Origin of the sequence: Lentzea sp. HUAS TT2, assembly GCF_051853195.1 — a bacterium.
Taxonomy (GTDB): Bacteria; Actinomycetota; Actinomycetes; order Mycobacteriales; family Pseudonocardiaceae; genus Lentzea.
The window spans coordinates 10,014,685-10,030,879 of the sequence record NZ_CP196667.1 but is presented as its reverse complement, the minus strand read 5'-3'; the positions used below and the strand labels follow the sequence as shown (position 1 = coordinate 10,030,879).

The 16,195-nt window shown below is 68.3% G+C and carries 18 protein-coding genes; 12 read left to right on the top strand and 6 right to left on the bottom strand.

Annotation, left to right across the window (positions count from 1 at the left end; genetic code table 11):
• Positions 1-56: 56 nt before the first annotated feature.
• Positions 57-596 carry an MOSC domain-containing protein gene (locus ACSHWB_RS47515; protein WP_439659938.1) on the bottom strand — a complete coding sequence of 180 codons (540 nt, stop codon included), beginning with the start codon at positions 594-596 and terminating at the stop codon, positions 57-59.
• A gap of 264 nt (positions 597-860) precedes the next feature.
• Between ACSHWB_RS47515 and ACSHWB_RS47510 the strand changes: the two genes are divergently transcribed.
• From ACSHWB_RS47510 to ACSHWB_RS47470, 9 genes are all read left to right on the top strand, one after another.
• Entirely contained in the window at positions 861-1,856 is a 996-nt protein-coding gene (locus tag ACSHWB_RS47510; RefSeq protein ID WP_093604271.1) for a LacI family DNA-binding transcriptional regulator, read from the top strand.
• Between the two features lie 115 nt (positions 1,857-1,971).
• A complete protein-coding gene (locus ACSHWB_RS47505) occupies positions 1,972-3,615 on the top strand; it encodes an ABC transporter substrate-binding protein (protein ID WP_439659937.1) in 1,644 nt (547 codons plus the stop codon).
• Between the two features lie 4 nt (positions 3,616-3,619).
• A complete protein-coding gene (locus tag ACSHWB_RS47500; RefSeq protein ID WP_439659936.1) occupies positions 3,620-4,525 on the top strand; it encodes an ABC transporter ATP-binding protein in 906 nt (301 codons plus the stop codon).
• Positions 4,522-5,502 (top strand): ABC transporter permease, encoded by a 981-nt coding sequence (locus tag ACSHWB_RS47495; RefSeq protein ID WP_439659935.1) that lies wholly within the window; start codon positions 4,522-4,524, stop codon positions 5,500-5,502. The genes ACSHWB_RS47500 and ACSHWB_RS47495 overlap by 4 nt, the downstream gene beginning before the upstream one ends.
• Before the next feature lie 7 nt (positions 5,503-5,509).
• Positions 5,510-6,328 carry an ABC transporter permease gene (locus tag ACSHWB_RS47490; protein WP_439659934.1) on the top strand — a complete coding sequence of 273 codons (819 nt, stop codon included), beginning with the start codon at positions 5,510-5,512 and terminating at the stop codon, positions 6,326-6,328.
• Entirely contained in the window at positions 6,325-7,281 is a 957-nt protein-coding gene (locus ACSHWB_RS47485; protein WP_439659933.1) for an ABC transporter ATP-binding protein, read from the top strand. The genes ACSHWB_RS47490 and ACSHWB_RS47485 overlap by 4 nt, the downstream gene beginning before the upstream one ends.
• On the top strand, positions 7,274-8,608 hold the full coding sequence (locus ACSHWB_RS47480) for a GH1 family beta-glucosidase (RefSeq protein WP_439659932.1): 1,335 nt from the start codon (positions 7,274-7,276) through the stop codon (positions 8,606-8,608). The genes ACSHWB_RS47485 and ACSHWB_RS47480 overlap by 8 nt, the downstream gene beginning before the upstream one ends.
• 216 nt (positions 8,609-8,824) lie before the next feature.
• Entirely contained in the window at positions 8,825-10,072 is a 1,248-nt protein-coding gene (locus tag ACSHWB_RS47475) for a lysine N(6)-hydroxylase/L-ornithine N(5)-oxygenase family protein (protein ID WP_439659931.1), read from the top strand.
• 21 nt (positions 10,073-10,093) lie between these two features.
• The gene (locus ACSHWB_RS47470) at positions 10,094-10,288 is read left to right on the top strand and encodes an MbtH family protein (RefSeq protein WP_439659930.1); all 195 of its coding nucleotides are present in this window, start codon (positions 10,094-10,096) and stop codon (positions 10,286-10,288) included.
• On the opposite strand, the gene ACSHWB_RS47465 is transcribed toward ACSHWB_RS47470, so the two are convergent.
• Together ACSHWB_RS47465 and ACSHWB_RS47460 are read right to left on the bottom strand one after the other, a co-directional pair.
• Positions 10,266-10,958, bottom strand: a complete 693-nt coding sequence (locus ACSHWB_RS47465) for an SDR family oxidoreductase (RefSeq protein ID WP_439659929.1) — start codon at positions 10,956-10,958, stop codon at positions 10,266-10,268. The two genes, ACSHWB_RS47470 and ACSHWB_RS47465, sit on opposite strands and share 23 nt — an antisense overlap.
• Complete coding sequence (locus ACSHWB_RS47460; protein WP_439659928.1) at positions 10,955-11,773, bottom strand: hypothetical protein; 819 nt, start codon at positions 11,771-11,773, stop codon at positions 10,955-10,957. The genes ACSHWB_RS47465 and ACSHWB_RS47460 overlap by 4 nt, the downstream gene beginning before the upstream one ends.
• Before the next feature lie 66 nt (positions 11,774-11,839).
• Here ACSHWB_RS47460 and ACSHWB_RS47455 point away from each other — a divergent pair, with 66 nt between their 5' ends.
• Genes ACSHWB_RS47455 through ACSHWB_RS47445 form a run of 3 tightly spaced genes read left to right on the top strand, consistent with a single transcriptional unit; the run spans position 11,840 to position 13,739 of the window.
• Entirely contained in the window at positions 11,840-12,208 is a 369-nt protein-coding gene (locus ACSHWB_RS47455) for a GntR family transcriptional regulator (protein WP_439659927.1), read from the top strand.
• A complete protein-coding gene (locus tag ACSHWB_RS47450) occupies positions 12,208-13,083 on the top strand; it encodes an ATP-binding cassette domain-containing protein (protein ID WP_439659926.1) in 876 nt (291 codons plus the stop codon). Before ACSHWB_RS47455 ends, ACSHWB_RS47450 begins: the two co-directional genes overlap by 1 nt.
• A complete protein-coding gene (locus ACSHWB_RS47445) occupies positions 13,080-13,739 on the top strand; it encodes a hypothetical protein (RefSeq protein WP_439659925.1) in 660 nt (219 codons plus the stop codon). The genes ACSHWB_RS47450 and ACSHWB_RS47445 overlap by 4 nt, the downstream gene beginning before the upstream one ends.
• Here the strand turns inward: ACSHWB_RS47445 and ACSHWB_RS47440 are convergent, their stop codons facing one another.
• Genes ACSHWB_RS47440 through ACSHWB_RS47430 form a run of 3 tightly spaced genes read right to left on the bottom strand, consistent with a single transcriptional unit; the run spans position 13,740 to position 16,011 of the window.
• Entirely contained in the window at positions 13,740-14,711 is a 972-nt protein-coding gene (locus ACSHWB_RS47440; RefSeq protein ID WP_439659924.1) for a LacI family DNA-binding transcriptional regulator, read from the bottom strand.
• Positions 14,712-14,716: 5 nt separating this feature from the next.
• A complete protein-coding gene (locus ACSHWB_RS47435; RefSeq protein WP_439659923.1) occupies positions 14,717-15,178 on the bottom strand; it encodes a hypothetical protein in 462 nt (153 codons plus the stop codon).
• Entirely contained in the window at positions 15,175-16,011 is an 837-nt protein-coding gene (locus ACSHWB_RS47430) for a DUF1996 domain-containing protein (protein WP_439659922.1), read from the bottom strand. Before ACSHWB_RS47430 ends, ACSHWB_RS47435 begins: the two co-directional genes overlap by 4 nt.
• Positions 16,012-16,195 lie beyond the last annotated feature (184 nt).

Sequence of the window (16,195 nt, the reverse complement as noted above, 5' to 3'; positions counted from 1 at the left end):
CAAGTTCGGGGTGGGGGTGTAGCCCGTCGTTTCGGACAGGACTTCCGGTCAGGTGCTCAGACCTTCTCCAGCGGCCGGTGCGGCTCCGCCGGCAGCTCGACCCGGATCTCGTCACCGGGCCGCACGACCCCGCCGACCAGCACGACCGACATGATCCCCGCGCGCCGGACCAGCTCCCCGTCCGGACCCTTGCCCACGACCTCTTTGAGCAGTCCTTTCGAGAACGCGTCGATCTGCACGCACGGGTTGCGCAGCCCGGTCACCTCGACGACCGCCTCGGAACCCAGGTGCAGCAACGTTCCCGTGGGCAGGGCGAGCAGGTCGATGCCCCGCGTGGTGACGTTCTCGCCGATCTGACCCGGCTCCACGGCGTAGCCCTTGTCGCGCAGCTCGTCGAAGAGCTCGGCGTGCATCAGGTGCACCTGGCGCAGGTTCGGCTGCGTCGGGTCCTGCGCGACGCGGGACCGGTGCTTGACCGTGACGCCCTGGTGGACGTCGCCCTCGACGCCGAGACCGGCGAGCAGGGTAATGCTCTCCCGTGTCGGCTTTGTGAACGAATACTCCTCGTTGCGGCTGACCGCTGCTACAACCCCCATGACAACGATTGTGCCCGATCGGTTGAGACGCAACGGATACGCCGTTCGGCGGAATGAAACACGGAGGATGGAATCGATCAAGGTGTCTCATTTCGGGTCACCTGACAGTGTCCTACCTGCGTGGACGTGCCGAACTGTGGAAACGCTCTCACGAACTTCCGGCAAGACTCTTGACTAATCCTCACGTCAGGCTGTTGACTCCGTCACACCTCGTCGGAACCGGTACCGAAACCGGTTTCAGGAGGCGGCGGAAGGAAGTTCGGCATGCGTGTCACGATCGCAGAGGTCGCCCAACGCGCCCAGGTGTCCAAAGCGACCGTGTCACGTGTGCTGAACGGTAAGCCGGACGTGGACGCCTCCACCGCACAGCGGGTTCGCAAGGTCATCGACGAGATCGGCTACGTGCCCAGCGCCCGTGCGGTCGGTCTGGCGAGGGGCCGCACCCGCACCGTCGCGATGCTCGCGCCGTCGCTCACCTGGCCGTGGATGGGCGAGGTCCTGCAGGGAATCGTGGACACGCTCGAAGCCGACGGCTACGGCCTTCTGCTCTACACGCTGAACCGCGGACCCGAGTCGCTGAACCAGTTCGCGAACCACGTGTCCGCCAACGCCTTCGACGGCCTGCTGGTCGTCGAGCCCCCGGACGCCCTGCACTACATCTCCACGCTCTACCGGGCGGGCCTGCCGGTCGTCATGATCGACGACCGCGGCTCGCACCCGGAGTTCCCCTCGGTGACGACGACGAACCGGCAGGGAGGCGCGGATGTCGCGAGGCATCTCGTCGCGGCCGGTCGCCGCAGGTTCGCCGTCGTCACCGGACCCCCGCACTTCGGGTGCACTCAGGCGAGGCTGGACGGGTTCCGGCTCGCTTTGGCGGAAGCGGGCCTGACGCTGCACCCGGACCTCGTCGTCGACGGGGACTTCACCACGGAAGGTGGTGAGGTCGCCGTGGACAAGCTCGTCGCAAGTGGAATCCCGTTCGACGCCGTGTTCGCGCAGAACGACCTCTCGGCGGTCGGTGTGCTGCGAGCGCTGCGGGAGGCCGGCCGCGTCGTCCCCGACGACGTGTCCGTGGTCGGCTTCGACGACGTCCCGGTCGCGGGACACACCGAACCTCGGCTGACGACGATCCGCCAGCCGCTGCAGGAGATGGGTGCCGCCGCCGCGCGGATGCTGCTCTCCACGCTCGAGGGACAGCCGATGCCCGACCATCCGCTGGTGCTGCCGACCTCGTTGATCGTGCGCGAATCCGCGCCCTGACACACCCGCTCCACCACAACTGAAACGAACACGCCAGACCTGCCAAAGGTCTGGCGAGTTCGCCGTACGCATGAGAGAGCGCTCTCATGCCTCCGTCGTATCGGGAGATTCCCCCATGCGCAGAACAGTCATCGTCGCGCTGGCACTGGCGCTCGCGGCGACCGGTTGCTCCTCTGGTGGCGCCACCAAGGCTGCCGGAGTGCTGACCGTGGGCATGCCCAACGGGCCGCTGACCGAGAACCACAACCCGTTCCTGCCCACGTCGGCGGCGGGTTCGCTCGGCTACCGCTACCAGATCTACGAGCCGCTGGCGTTCGTGAACAACACGCGCCCTGCTCAGGACCCGGTGCCGTGGCTCGCCACCAAGTGGGACTGGACGCCTGACTACAAGAAGGTCACCTTCACGATCCGGGAGAACGTGAAGTGGTCCGACGGCAAGCCGCTCACGGCCGCTGACGTCGCCTTCTCGTACGAGATCCTGAAGAAGTGGCCGGCGCTCAACAACCGCGACTCGCTCAAGGTCGAGACCGCGACGGCGACGCCGGACAACAAGGTCGAGGTCTCGTTCGCGACGCCGCAGTTCGTGAACCGCAACAAGGTCATCAGCGCGATGGTCATCCCGCAGCACGTGTGGAGCACCGTCCCCGACCCGACGACCTACACGAACCCGAAGCCCGTCGGCACCGGTCCGTACGAGCTGAAGTCGTTCACCTCGCAGACCGTCACGATCGCCCGGCGCGCCGAGTACTGGCAGGAACTGCCCAAGGTCCCGGAGATCCAGTACACCTCGTACAACGACAACACGGCGCAGACCACCGCGCTGGCGTCGGGCGCGAGCCAGTGGTCGTACGTCTTCATCCCGGACTACCAGAAGCTCTACGTCGACAAGGACCCGGCGAACCACAAGCTCTGGTTCCCCGCGGGTCTCGGCATCCACGGTCTGTGGCTGAACACGACGGTGGCGCCGTTCGACAACGCCGCGCTGCGCTCCGCGATGAGCGACGTGATCGACCGCGAGGCGATCTTCGTCAAGGGTGAGGCCCGCCTGTTCCCGAAGCTCGAGTCGAAGACCGGCATGCCGTTGCCCGCCGGTGACTCGTTCCTCGCGCCGGAGTACAAGGACGCGAAGTTCAAGATCGACGTCGACGGTGCGAAGCAGAAGCTCGCGGCCGCCGGCTTCACCCTCGAGGGCGACGTGCTCAAGGCGCCCGGCGGCAAGCCGGTCACCATCGAGCTCACGAACCCGTCCGGCTGGTCCGACTACCTGACGGTGCTCGACATCATCAAGGGCGACCTGAAGAAGATCGGCATCGAGGCGACCGTGCGCACGCAGACGGCGGACGCGTGGACGACCGACTTCGCGAACGGCGCGTTCCAGGGCTCGCTGCGCTGGACCAACACCGGCGCGACGCCGTACGAGATGTACCAGAACATCATGGACGCGGCGGAGATCAAGCCGATCGGGCAGACCGCGGCGGTGAACTTCGGCCGCTACAACAGCCCCGAGGCGACCGCGGCGCTGGCCGAGTACGCGAACGCCGGCGACGACGCGGCGCGGGCCAAGGCCCTCGCGGTGCTGCAGAAGATCATGGTCGAGCAGGTGCCGATGATCCCGACCTCCGCCGGCCCGATCGGTGCGGAGTACAGCACGAAGAACTGGGTCGGCTGGCCGTCGGAGGAGGACCCGTACGGTCCGCCGCAGGCGACCCTGCCCAACGCCCTGCAGATCGTCATGAAGCTGAAGCCCGCGGGGTCGTAGAACCATGAATGAAGTCGCGCTTGAAGCGAAGGGTCTGGTCAAGACCTACAAGCGCGTGCGCGCGGTGCAGGACGTCTCCATCGTCCTGCGCCGTGGGCGCGTGACCGCCCTCGTCGGCGAATCCGGTTCGGGCAAGTCGACGGTGGCGAAGCTGCTCGCGCGGCTCGTGGAACCCACCTCCGGCGAGATCCTGCTGGACGGCGAGAAGGTGCGAAGGGTCCGGGAGTACCGGCGCAAGGTCCAGATGGTGTTCCAGGACCCCTTCGCGTCCCTCAACCCGATCCACACGATCCGCTACCACCTGACCCGGCCGCTGAAGATCCACAAGCAGTCGGAGACGGTCGAGGAACTGCTGGAACGGGTGAACCTGCCCACCGACTTCGCCGCGCGGTACCCGCACGAGCTGTCGGGCGGTCAGCGGCAGCGCGTCGCGATCGCACGGGCGCTCGCGGCGAACCCCGAGGTGCTGCTCGCCGACGAACCGGTGTCCATGTTGGACGTCTCCATCCGGCTCGGTGTGCTGAACCTGTTGCTGGACCTGAAGGAACGGCTCAAGCTCGCGGTCCTCTACATCACGCACGACATCGCGTCGGCGCGCTACTTCGCCGACGAGACGTTCGTGATGTACGGCGGGCAGATCGTCGAGGGCGGCGAGAGCGAGTCCGTGACGCAGCGGCCGGCCCACCCGTACACGCAGCTGCTGATCGAGTCCGCGCCCGACCCGGAACGGTCGGTGCTCGCGCTGGACGCGCCGCTGGAGGAGGTCGCGCAGGTCTCCACCGGTTGTCAGTTCGCCGCGCGCTGCCCGAAGGTGCAGGAGCGGTGCTGGACGCAGGCGCCCCCGCGCACCGAGGTCGACTCCTACGGGCACTGGGCGGCCTGCTGGCTGTACGTGGAGGCGGCGGCATGACCTTCCTGTTGCGCCGTGCGCTGTTCTACTTGGTCACCCTGTGGGCAGCGATCACGGTGAACTTCCTGCTGCCGCGGTTCCTGCCGGGCGACCCGGTGCAGGCCATGATCACCAAGCTCGGTGGACGGCTGAACAGCGACGCGATGGAGTCGCTGTACATCCTCTTCGGGCTCGACGACAACAAGTCGATCTGGGAGCAGTACGTCGCCTACTGGGGTTCCCTGGTGCAGGGCGACCTCGGGCTGTCGTTCACGTTCTTCCCGACGCCGGTCGCCGACGTGCTCGCGCAGTCGATGCCGTGGACGCTCGGGCTGGTCGGCGTCACCACGATCATCGCGTTCCTGCTCGGCACCCTGCTGGGTGTCTACGCGGGGTGGAAGCGCGGGTCGTGGATGGACAACCTCATCCCGATCACGACGTTCCTGTCGTCGATCCCGTACTTCTGGCTCGGCCTGATCGCGATCTCGCTGTTCTCCGTGACGTGGCCGCTGTTCCCCGCGTCCGGCGGGTACGCGCCGGGGCTGGTGCCGGAGTTCTCCGGCGAGTTCATCGGCAGCATGCTGGAGCACGCCGTGCTGCCCGGCGTCACGATCATCGTGAGCTCGGTGGCCGGCTGGATCCTGGGCATGCGCAACATGATGGTGACCGTGACGGCGGAGGACTACGTGCTCGTCGCGCGGGCCAAGGGGCTCACGCAGAAGCGGATCATGTTCGCCTACGCGGCTCGCAACGCCGTGCTGCCGTCGATCTCCGGTTTCGCGCTGTCGCTGGGTTTCATCGTCGGCGGCGCCCTGCTGGTCGAGATGGTGTTCTCCTACCCGGGCCTGGGCTACGTGCTGTTCCAGGGCATCGGCGCGAAGGACTACCCGTTGATGCAGGGAGTGTTCCTGGTGATCACACTGGCCGTGCTGGTGGCGAACCTGCTCGCGGACATCGGCTACCTGCTGCTGGACCCGCGCACGCGGCGGGAGGGCTGAGACTCCGATGAACTTCAAGACCAAGCTGGGCCTGGGGATTCTGGCCTTCTTCACGCTGATCGCGGTGATCGGCGAGTGGATCGCGCCGTACGACCCGTCCGCGATGAGCGACGACCTGCTGTCGCCGCCGTCGGGCGCGCACTGGTTCGGCACGACCATGACCGGGCAGGACATCTTCTCCCAGGTGCTCGTGGGCACCAGGGGAGTGATGGTCGTCGGGCTGGTCTGCGGTGTGCTCGCGACCTTCCTGTCGATCCTGGTCGGGGTGACCGCCGGGTTCCTCGGCGGCGCGGCCGACGAGGCGTTGTCCATGCTGTCCAACGTCTTCCTGGTGATCCCGGCGCTGCCGCTGATCATCATCGTGGCCTCGATGCTGCCCTCGGCGGACACGGTCCTGATCGCCGCGGTGATCAGCCTGACCGCGTGGGCGTGGGGTGCCCGCATCCTGCGCGCGCAGACGATGTCGTTGCGGCGCAGGGACTTCGTGGAGGCCGCTCGAGCGTCCGGCGAACGGACCTGGCGCATCATCGTGTTCGAGGTCCTGCCGAACCTGCTGGCCGTGATCGGCTCCGGCTTCGTCGGCACGGTGATCTTCGCGGTCATGCTGCAGATCACCCTGTCGTTCGTCGGCGTGATCTCGCTGTCGACCTGGAACTGGGGCACGATCCTGTTCTGGGCGCAGAGCAACCAGGCGCTCGGCCTGGGCGCGTGGTGGTGGTTCGTCCCCGCCGGCCTGTGCATCGCGTTGCTGGGCACGGCACTGGCTCTGATCAACTTCGGGATCGACGAGTACGCGAATCCCCGCCTGCGGAAGGTGCGCGCATGAGCCCGGTGCTGGAGATCCGCGATCTCTCGGTGGACTACGGCAACCTGCGAGCCGTGCACAACGTCTCGCTGACGCTGAACGCGGGCGAGGTGCTCGGCCTGGCGGGGGAGAGCGGCAGCGGCAAGTCCACTTTGGCCTACGCCGCGACCCGTCTGCTCCAGGTACCGGGCAAGGTGCCGTCCGGCGAGGTGCTGTTCAAGGGTCAGGACCTGCTGTCGTTGAGCGACAAGCAGCTGCAGGTGCTGCGGTGGAACGAGATCGCGATCGTGTTCCAGGGCGCGATGAACGCGCTGAACCCGGTGATCTCGGTCGGCACGCAGATCGACGACGTGCTGCGCACCCACCGGCCGCAGATGAAGCGCCCGCAACGCACGGCGCGCGGCCGCGAGCTGCTGTCGCTGGTCGGCATCCCGGTCGACCGGCTGTCGTCGTACCCGCACCAGCTCTCCGGCGGCATGCGGCAGCGCGTGATGATCGCGATGGCGCTCGCGCTGGAGCCCGAGATCGTCATCATGGACGAGCCGACGACCGCGCTGGACGTGGTGGTGCAGAGGCAGATCCTCGGCCAGATGATGAGGCTGCGCGAGACGCTCGGCTTCTCGGTCATCTTCATCACCCACGACATCTCGCTGCTGGTCGAGTTCTCCGACCGCATCGCGATCATGTACGGCGGGCGGGTGGTCGAGGAGGCTCCTGCCGACGAGATCTACCGCGCGGCCAAGCACCCGTACAGCCAGGGCCTGCTGGGGTCGTTCCCGGCGTTGCGCGGCCCGCGCCGTGAGCTGAAGGGCATTCCCGGCTCACCGCCGGACCTGCGGTCGATGCCGTCTGGCTGCCCGTTCCACCCGCGGTGCCCGTCCGCGATGGACGTGTGCGGTGAGCGGATGCCGTCGCTGGAGTCCGTCGAGGAACGCCGCCGCGTGGCGTGCTGGCTGGAGGACGCGCGTGTCTGACGTGACCGCAGGACTGCCCGCGGACTTCTTCTGGGGTGTCGCGACCTCGGCGTACCAGATCGAGGGCGCGTACGACGAGGACGGCCGGACACTGTCCATCTGGGACACGTTCTCCCGCCGTCCCGGTGCCGTGGAGAACGGCGAGACCGGTGACGTGGCGTGCGACCACTACCACCGCATGCCGTCCGACGTGGCGATGATCGCGCGCCTGGGCGTCGACAAGTACCGCTTCTCCGTGTCGTGGCCGCGCATCCAGCCCGGCGGCCGCGGCCCGGTGAACGCCAAGGGCGTCGACTTCTACTCACGGCTCGTCGACGAGCTGCTGGCCAAGGGCGTCGACCCGTGGCTGACGCTCTACCACTGGGACCTGCCGCAGGAGCTGGAGGACGCGGGCGGCTGGCCGCACCGCGACACCGCCTACCGCTTCGCCGAGTTCGCGGGCCTGGTGCACGACGCGCTGGGCGACCGCGTGCCGACGTGGACGACGCTGAACGAGCCGTGGTGCTCGGCCATGCTCGGCTACGACACCGGACGGCACGCGCCGGGCCGCACGAACTTCGCCGAGGCGATGCGCGCCACCCACCACCTGCTGCTGGCACACGGCCTGGCCGCACAGGAGCTGAGGACGCGCGGCGTGACGTCGCTGGGCATCACGCTGAACATGGGCACCCACACCGCCGCCTCGGACGACCCGCGCGACGTGGACGCGGCCCGTCGCGCGGACGGCCTCGGCACGCGGATCTACATGGATCCGCTGGTGCACGGGCGTTATCCGGAGGACGTGCTCGTCGACATCGCCGCACGCGGTGCCGAGCTCCCGGTCCGCCCCGGCGACATGGACATCATCTCGACGCCGCTGGACGTCTTCGGCGTGAACTACTACACCTCGCACGTCCACAGGGCGACCGATGACCCGGCCGTGTCCGAGGTGGTGCCGCAGGGCAACCCGGTCACCGCGATGGGCTGGGAGATCGTCCCCGAGGGCTTCACGCGGCTGCTCGTCCGGCTGCACGAGGACTACGGCGTGCCGATGGTGATCACCGAGAACGGCGCGGCCTTCGACGACCTCGACGTCGAGGATGGCTACGTCGCCGACACCGACCGCGTCGAGTACCTGAAGTCGCACATCGGGGCCGTGGCCGCCGCGGTGCGGGCCGGTGCGGACGTGCGCGGTTATCTCGCGTGGTCGCTGATGGACAACTTCGAGTGGGGCTACGGCTACGCCAAGCGCTTCGGCATCGTCCGCGTCGACTACGAGACCCAGGAACGCACCCTGAAGCGGAGCGCGCAGTGGTTCCGTGACCTGATCACCCGTTCCAGGGCGTAATCCCTGGTCATCCAGTCCCCGGCCCGGTTGTTGTGGAATCTCTGCGCCCCCACAGCGGCCGGGCCGGTTCCATCTCCGGCACTCGAGCGACGCTCGCGCACGGCCGTTCCCCCGATCCAGCGGCGTAGATCACGTCCGAATGTACTAGCTAAGGCATACCTTAGTTAAGTTAGGGTTACTTTACGCTGTTCGAGGGAGTGCCTGGAGAGGATCGCGATGGAACCGGTGTTAGACATGGCCGGAATTGGGTTCGGGCCGTCCAACCTCGCTCTCGCGATCGCCGTGGAGGAACACGACCTGCCTGTCAGAGCTCGTTTCTTCGAACGGCAGCAGCGGTTCGGCTGGCACAGGGGCATGCTGCTCGAGGACGCCACCATGCAGGTGTCGTTCCTCAAGGACCTCGTCACCTTGCGCAACCCCACCAGCAGTTTCAGCTTCCTGTGCTACCTGCGCGACCGCGGGCGGTTGATCGACTTCGTCAACCACAAGAACCTCTTTCCGCTGCGCAAGGAGTTCCACGACTACTTCGAGTGGGCCGCGCAGCGCGTCGGGCACCACGTCTCCTACGGCGCCGAGGTCTCGCAGGTCAGGGCGATCGCCGACGGCTTCGAGTTCACCGCGGACGACCAGCGGGTCAGGGCGCGCAACCTGGTGCTGGCCACCGGGCTCGAGGCGAACCTGCCGGACGGCATCGAGACGAGCGACCGCATCTGGCACAACAAGGACCTGCTCACCCGCGTCGACAGCCTGAAGGACCCTCGCCAGGTCGTCGTGGTCGGAGCAGGGCAGAGCGCGGCAGAGGCCGTGGCGTTCTTCCACGACCGGTTCCCCGCGGCGGAGGTGCACGGCGTCTTCGCGCGGTACGGCTACAGCCCCGCCGACGACAGCTCGTTCGCGAACCGGATCTTCGACCCCGCCGCGGTGGACGACTTCTACGCAGCGCCGGAAGAGGTCAAGCGCAAGCTCATGGGCTACCACGCCAACACCAACTACGGCGTGGTCGACGGCGACCTGATCGAGGAGCTGTACCGGCGGGTGTACCGCGAGAAGGTCGTCGGCCGCCCGAGGTTGTTGCTGCACAACACCTCCAAGCTCACCGACGTGACCGCCGACGGCAAGTGCGTGGTCGAGTCGCTCGCGGACGGCGGCAGGCTGCCGATCGACGCCGACGTGATCGTCTACGCGACGGGCTACCGTCCCGCCGACCCCGTCCGGCTGCTCGGCGACCTGGCACGGCACTGCGAACGCGACGAACGCGGCCGGCTGAAGGTGACCCGCGACTACCGCGTCGTCACCGGCGACGGCCTGCGCGGCGGCATCTACCTCCAGGGCGGCACCGAACACACGCACGGCATCACGTCGTCGCTGCTGTCGAACACCGCCGTGCGCGTCGGGGAGATCCTCGACTCCGTGCTGCGGCGGGTCGCGCAGCAGGCAGAACCCAGGCTCCAGGCAGTCAAGTAGTTCCACCAGAAAGGGATCGTCATGACCAACCCGTTCGAGGACCCGCAGGGCCGATTCTTCGTTCTGGTGAACGAAGAGCAGCAGCACTCGCTGTGGCCGGTGTTCGCGGAGGTGCCCGCCGGGTGGACCAAGGTCTTCGGCGAGGAGAGCCGCGAGGCGTGCCTGAGCTACGTCGAGGAGAACTGGACGGACCTCAGGCCTGCGTCGATCCGGTGAGGTAGTCCTCGAACGTTCGCTTGCCCACCGCGCGGCCGGGAGTCAGGTTCCCGCCCGCGCGGTAGGCGCGGTACGTCGCCCCTGGCACCTTCAACGGCACGAGCCGGCGCGTCTTTCCCGTTGCGGCCAGGTACATCCGCGCGAAGTCGACGGCCTCGCGGATCTCCGGGCCGCCCATCTCGGGTGCCTTGCCCGACGGTGACCCCTGCGCCAGCGCGGCCAGCTCCAAGCCGACCTCGGCCTCGTCGACCGGCTGGAAGCGGAACCCCGGCACGAGCATCAGCGGCAGCTTCGACGCGCCGTCGAACATCTTGTGCAGCAACGAGTGGAACTGCGTGGCCCGCAGGATCGTGTGCGGCACACCGGAATCGATGATCACCCGCTCGGCGGCCAGCTTCTGCCTGTAATAGGGGAGCGGCACCTCGTGGCAGCCGACGATCGAGATGTACACCAGGTGCGCGGGCTTCGAGGCCAGCACCGCCCGTGCCATCGGGACCTCGTGCCGGAACGACGTCGCGCAGTGCACCACCACGTCCGCCCGCAACGCGCCCAACCCCGTGCCGCGCACCAGATCCGTGCCGCTCGCACGGGAGACCGACCGCGCTCCCGGCAACGCGGCGACGACGTGCCTGCCCAGCGATCCACTGCCACCCGTGACGACGAAGGTCATGCCGTGACTCTCGCACGGTGGTAGTAGGCCAGCACGACGGTGCCGGAGACGGCCGCCACGGCACTGATCACCAGGCCTGCCTGGGACAGCGCGCTCATGCCCGTGCCCTCGCCGAGCAGTTTGATGCCGATCCACGCGGCCACGATCGGGTTCACCACGGTCTGCCCGGCCACGACGAGGTCCGGCGGCCCGGCGGCGTACCCGAGCTGGATGAACCACGCGCCCGTCAGGAAGGCGATCGCGAGCCCGCCGAGCGAGACCCACTCGATCACGGGCAGAGCGGTCGTCACGTCCCTGACCAGCACCGCGACCAGCCCGTACGCGATGCCTGCACCCACGGAGAGCGCCAGCGCACGGACAGCGCCGACCGTGAAGGTCGCGGCGACAACGCACACCAGCACACCCGCGACGACGAGTTGGCCCGCCTGCAACGCCACCTTCGGCGACACGTCGGTCGGCACCGCCGCGCCCGCCGTGATCGACACGAACACCACGATCCCGGCCGTCGCCACGAGCACCGCCACGGCGAGCAGCCCGGTGAGCCGGCGCGCCCGCGCCACCGCGATGATCGGGATGGCCAGCGCGTTCAGCGGCGCGACCACCGACACCGGGGCCAGGGCGAGCGCGAAGACCTGCAGGACCGCGCACGCGAAGAGCACCAGGAACCCGTAGACCCACCGGCGTGATCGCACGAGCTGGTGCGCCGAGGTCAGTTTCAGGCCGGGCGTCTCCCGGACACCGGCGTGCTGCCACATCGCGCCGAGTGCGCTGCACCCGGCCGCGAGCACCGCGCACAGAATCGCGACCCCGACCACCTGGTCGATGCTACCTCGCCACTGCTATGGTTCATTACATGAGTAACGAACCGAGGAACTAGGGCCATGTTCGACGACCGGAGCCCGATCTACCGGCAGATCGCCGACCGGATCAAGGCGGACGTGCTCAGCGGGGCGTTGAAGGCGGACGAGCAGGTCATGTCGACCAACCAGTACGCCTCCTACTACCGGATCAACCCGGCGACGGCCGCGAAGGCGTTCCAGCAGCTCGTGGACGAGCAGGTGCTCTACAAGAAGAGGGGGATCGGGATGTTCGTGAGCACGAGGGCTCGCGACATGCTGCGGGCACAGGGGCGGGAGACGTTCTTCGACGAGGTCGTGGACCCGATGGTCGCGGAGGCCCGCGCCATCGGCATCCCGCTCGCCGACGTCATCCGCAGGATCGAACAGCACGACAACAACGGGGGCGCGTGATGCGGGTCGACGTGCAGGGCTTAACGGTGCGCTACGGCGACGTCACCGCGGTCAACGACATGAGCTTCTCGTTGGCCGGCAACAAGATCTACGGCCTGCTCGGCCGCAACGGCTCCGGCAAGACCAGCCTGATGTCGGCGCTGGCCGGCTACCGCAAGCCTTCAGGATCCGTTCAGCTCGACGGCCTGCCGGTCTTCGAGAACGCCACCGCGATGAGTCAGGTGTGCCTGGTGCGGCACAGCGCCGACGCCGCGGACAAGGGCGACAAGGTCTCGCACGTCCTGGAGCACGGCGCCGCGTGGCGTGCCACGTGGGACAACGACTACGCGCTGGAGCTCGCCGACCTGTTCAAGATCGGGCTGAAGACCAAGGTCGGCGCGCTGTCGCTGGGGCAGCGCTCGGCGCTCGGCGTCGTGATCGGGCTCGCCAGCCGCTCCCCGCTGACGATGCTGGACGAGTCGCACCTCGGCATGGACACGCCGACCCGCTACGCGTTCTACGACGCGCTGCTCGGCGACTTCATGACGCACCCGCGCACGATCATCATCTCCACGCACCTCATCGAGGAGCTCTCCTCGTTGCTGGAGGAGGTGCTGATCATCGACGGCGGCCGGCTGGTGCTGCAGGAGGAGGCCGACGTGCTGCGCTCGCGCGGTACCGAGGTCACCGGGAACGCCTCCGACGTCGACGAGTTCACCCTCGGGCTGACCGTGCTGAGCGAGAAGTCGCTGGGGCGCACCAAGGCCGCGATGGTCTACGGCGCTCTCGACGACGACCAGCTGATCCGTGCCCGCCAGCTCGGCCTGGAGCTCGGCCCGATCGCGGTGCAGGACCTGTTCGTCCACCTCACCGAACCGGTCGGAGGCAAGCTGTGAAGATCTTCCGCCACCTGACGGGCTCGGTCGGTGTGTTCTGCGCGCTGATCCTGGCCGGAGCTTTCGCGCTGGCCGTCGTGACCCCGTTCGCGGTCGACGCGTTCACCCGCGTCGAGCTCAGCGCGTGGAACGTGGTGATCTCGCAGATCGCGCGCTGGTTCCTGTTCTGGGTCGGCATCTACCTGATCCACAACCTGCTGCCGATCGCCGTCGCGCACGGCCGCACGCGCCGGGAGTTCCTCGCCGGGGCAACGGCTTTCAGCGTCGCGCTGGCGTTCGTGACGGCGTTGGCCGGCTGGCTGGGGTTCCTCGTCGAGGGCGGGATCTACTCGGTGATGGACTGGCGTTCGGACGGGCACGCCTCACCGGTCGCGTACCTCCTGATGTTCCTGGTGTGGACCGCGGCCGGCATGTTCTGCGCGGCGGCCTTCGACAGGTTCGGCGCGGGCGGTGTCTTCTCGATCCCGATCGTCCTGCCGCTCCTGGCCGTCACGACCGTGGGGATCCCGGGGTCGGGCGAACTGCCGTTCATCCCGAACCTGCCGGTGTTGCTGGGCTCCGGGTGGCACCTGGTGTCCGCGGCGGCGTTCGTGGCCGCGCTGGCCGGGACGTGGGCGATCGCCAGGACCATGCCGGTGCGCGTGCGCACCACGTGATCAGCCGCTGTCCCGCACCACCAGGGACGGTTCGAAGACGACCGACGTGGCGGGGGAGCGCGGGTCGCCGATCTGCCGCAACAGCTGACGCGCCATCTCCGCGGCCATGTCGGTGATCGGCTGACGCACGGTCGTGAGCTCGGGTTCGGACGTCAACGCGGCGCTGCTGTCGTCGAACCCGACGATCGCCACGTCGTCGGGGACCTTGCGGCCGCTGCGGTGCAGCACCGGGATCGCGCCGTTCGCCATCAGGTCCGAGGCGATGAACACGCCGTCCACGTCGGGGCACCATCTGATCAGCCGTTCCATCGCGGCCACGCCGGACTGCCGGGTGAAGTCACCGTGCACCACCACGGCGTCCGGCACCTCCGCGAGGAACCCGGCGAGCCGGTCCTGGCCGGCCGGGGTGTCCTGCGGGCCGGTGATCGTCGCGATCCTGTTGCACTGCAACGACTTGAGCCGTCGCGCGGCCAGGGCGGCACCGGCGGTCTGGTTGACGTCGACGTAGGTGATCGGCATCGGCTTGAGCGGGCGGCCGGCGAGCACGACCGGCAGCCCGGCCGCGATCAGCCGGCCCGGCACCGGATCCGCCGGGTCGGTGTGCACGAGGATCACGCCGTCCAGGCGCCCGCACCGCAGGTCGCTCAGCGCCTGCTCGCGGGTGCCCGGCCCGGTCATCATCAGCACGAGGTGGATGCCGAGCGGCCGCACGACCCTGGTCACGCCGCTGACGACGCTCGCGAGGTGCGGGTCGCCGTCCATGCGGCGTTCGTCGGGCAGCAGCAACCCGATCGCGGCCGCCCGGCGCGTGACCAGCGACCGCGCGGCGATGTTCGGCAGATAACCGGTGCTGGAGATGGCTTTCTGCACGGCGTGCCGGAGTGACTCGTCGACGCTGGAGGCGCCGTTGACGACCCTCGACGCGGTCGCGCGCGACACTCCTGCCACGCGAGCCACCTCCTCCAGCGTCACGCGCTTCACCCGGCCGCCAGTTCCGCGGTGCGGTGGCGTTCCATCAGCTTGACCACCTCGGCGGTCGGCGGGTGGGTGATCGCGGCACCGGCCGAGCGCACGACCTCCAGCGACTCGGTGAGGTGCGTGCGGACGAATTGCCGGAGCGCGTCCGGGCTGGTCGAGGCCAGCTGGATCTCGGCGTCCGTCGGCATTCCCGGCATGTCGTGCCCGGCGTGGTTGTTCACGTACGGCGCGTCGAGGAGCTTCCTCAGTTCGGCGAGCTCGATGTTCCGGTTCTCCTTGAGCGACGCGGAGTCGGTGAGGTCGAGCAGCTTGAGCGCCTGCTCGTCGGTGGCGATGGCGAGCTCGACGAACGCCCGTTCCGTTGCGCCGTAACCGTTCTGGGGAGTCGGGTCCGGTGCCGGCTGCGGGGGTGGAGCCTGCTGGCAGGCCGCGAGAAGGCCTGCCAGCAGGAGCACTGTCAACCGTGGTTGCCGGCGTGGTCGCACTTGATCACCACGTTGAGACAGTTGCGGACGCGGCGCTCCATTTCGGCGCGCGGCCACACGTTGAAGAAGTCACCGTGCATCGTCTGCCCTGTGCCGGAAGCGAGGCGCAGTCCGGCCGTGGAGCCGTTGACCGGATACCTCAGCACCATCCGCAGTTTCGGCACCGAGACGGGGTGGCTCGACGGGCAGCCGCCCGCGACCGGGTAGGACATGTGGGACTTGTGGTCGGCCGAGTCGAGGTTGCGCCCGTCCCAGCACTGCGGGAAGTCCAGGTAGGTCTCGAGCATCGTGCCCGCCGGGCAGGTCACGAAGTTCTTGGACGGGTTGACGTGCCCGGCGTGCAGGCAGGACCAGCGCGCGATGCTGTCGGCATCACCGGTGGCCTTCGCGTTGCCCGCCACGATCTTCAGCCCGTACGGCGTCGGCTGGATCGCCGCCGGGTTGTTCACGCCCTCACCGAGGTAGTAGAAGGTGACCCCGGTCGGGGCGATCGCGGTGTTGTCCCGGTACAGCGTCGGCACCCAGTAGGACGAGATGTCCGCGGCCGGGTTGCAGTTGCCGGTCTGGCCCTCCAGCGACTGCTGGGTGGACCTGGCGTTCGTCGAGTGGTTGCCGAAGAAGTCGTGGAAGTGCGAGGCACCGGCCAGGTTCGGCAGCACGATCGGGTCGTCCGCCAGCCGGTGACTGATCGGACACTCCGCGAGGAACTCGGCCACGCGGACAGGTTCTCCTTGTGCCGCAACCGGAATGCTGAGCGCTGTGGCTATCAGCCCGATGACGGCGGCGATGTGGAACAAGGGCTTCCTCATTGAAGCTTTCCTCTCCGCAGCAGGATTGGGAGAGCGCTCTCACGCTCATCGAGCATGGCGCAGCCCGTAATCGGCCGTCAATGTGCAAGTAACGGTTCAGAAGTCCCGGTTTTCTTGACAGGGCGTGGGCGGTGCCCCAATCCTCGGCTCTGAACTCCTGTCGCAAGAGAGCGCTCTCTCGCCG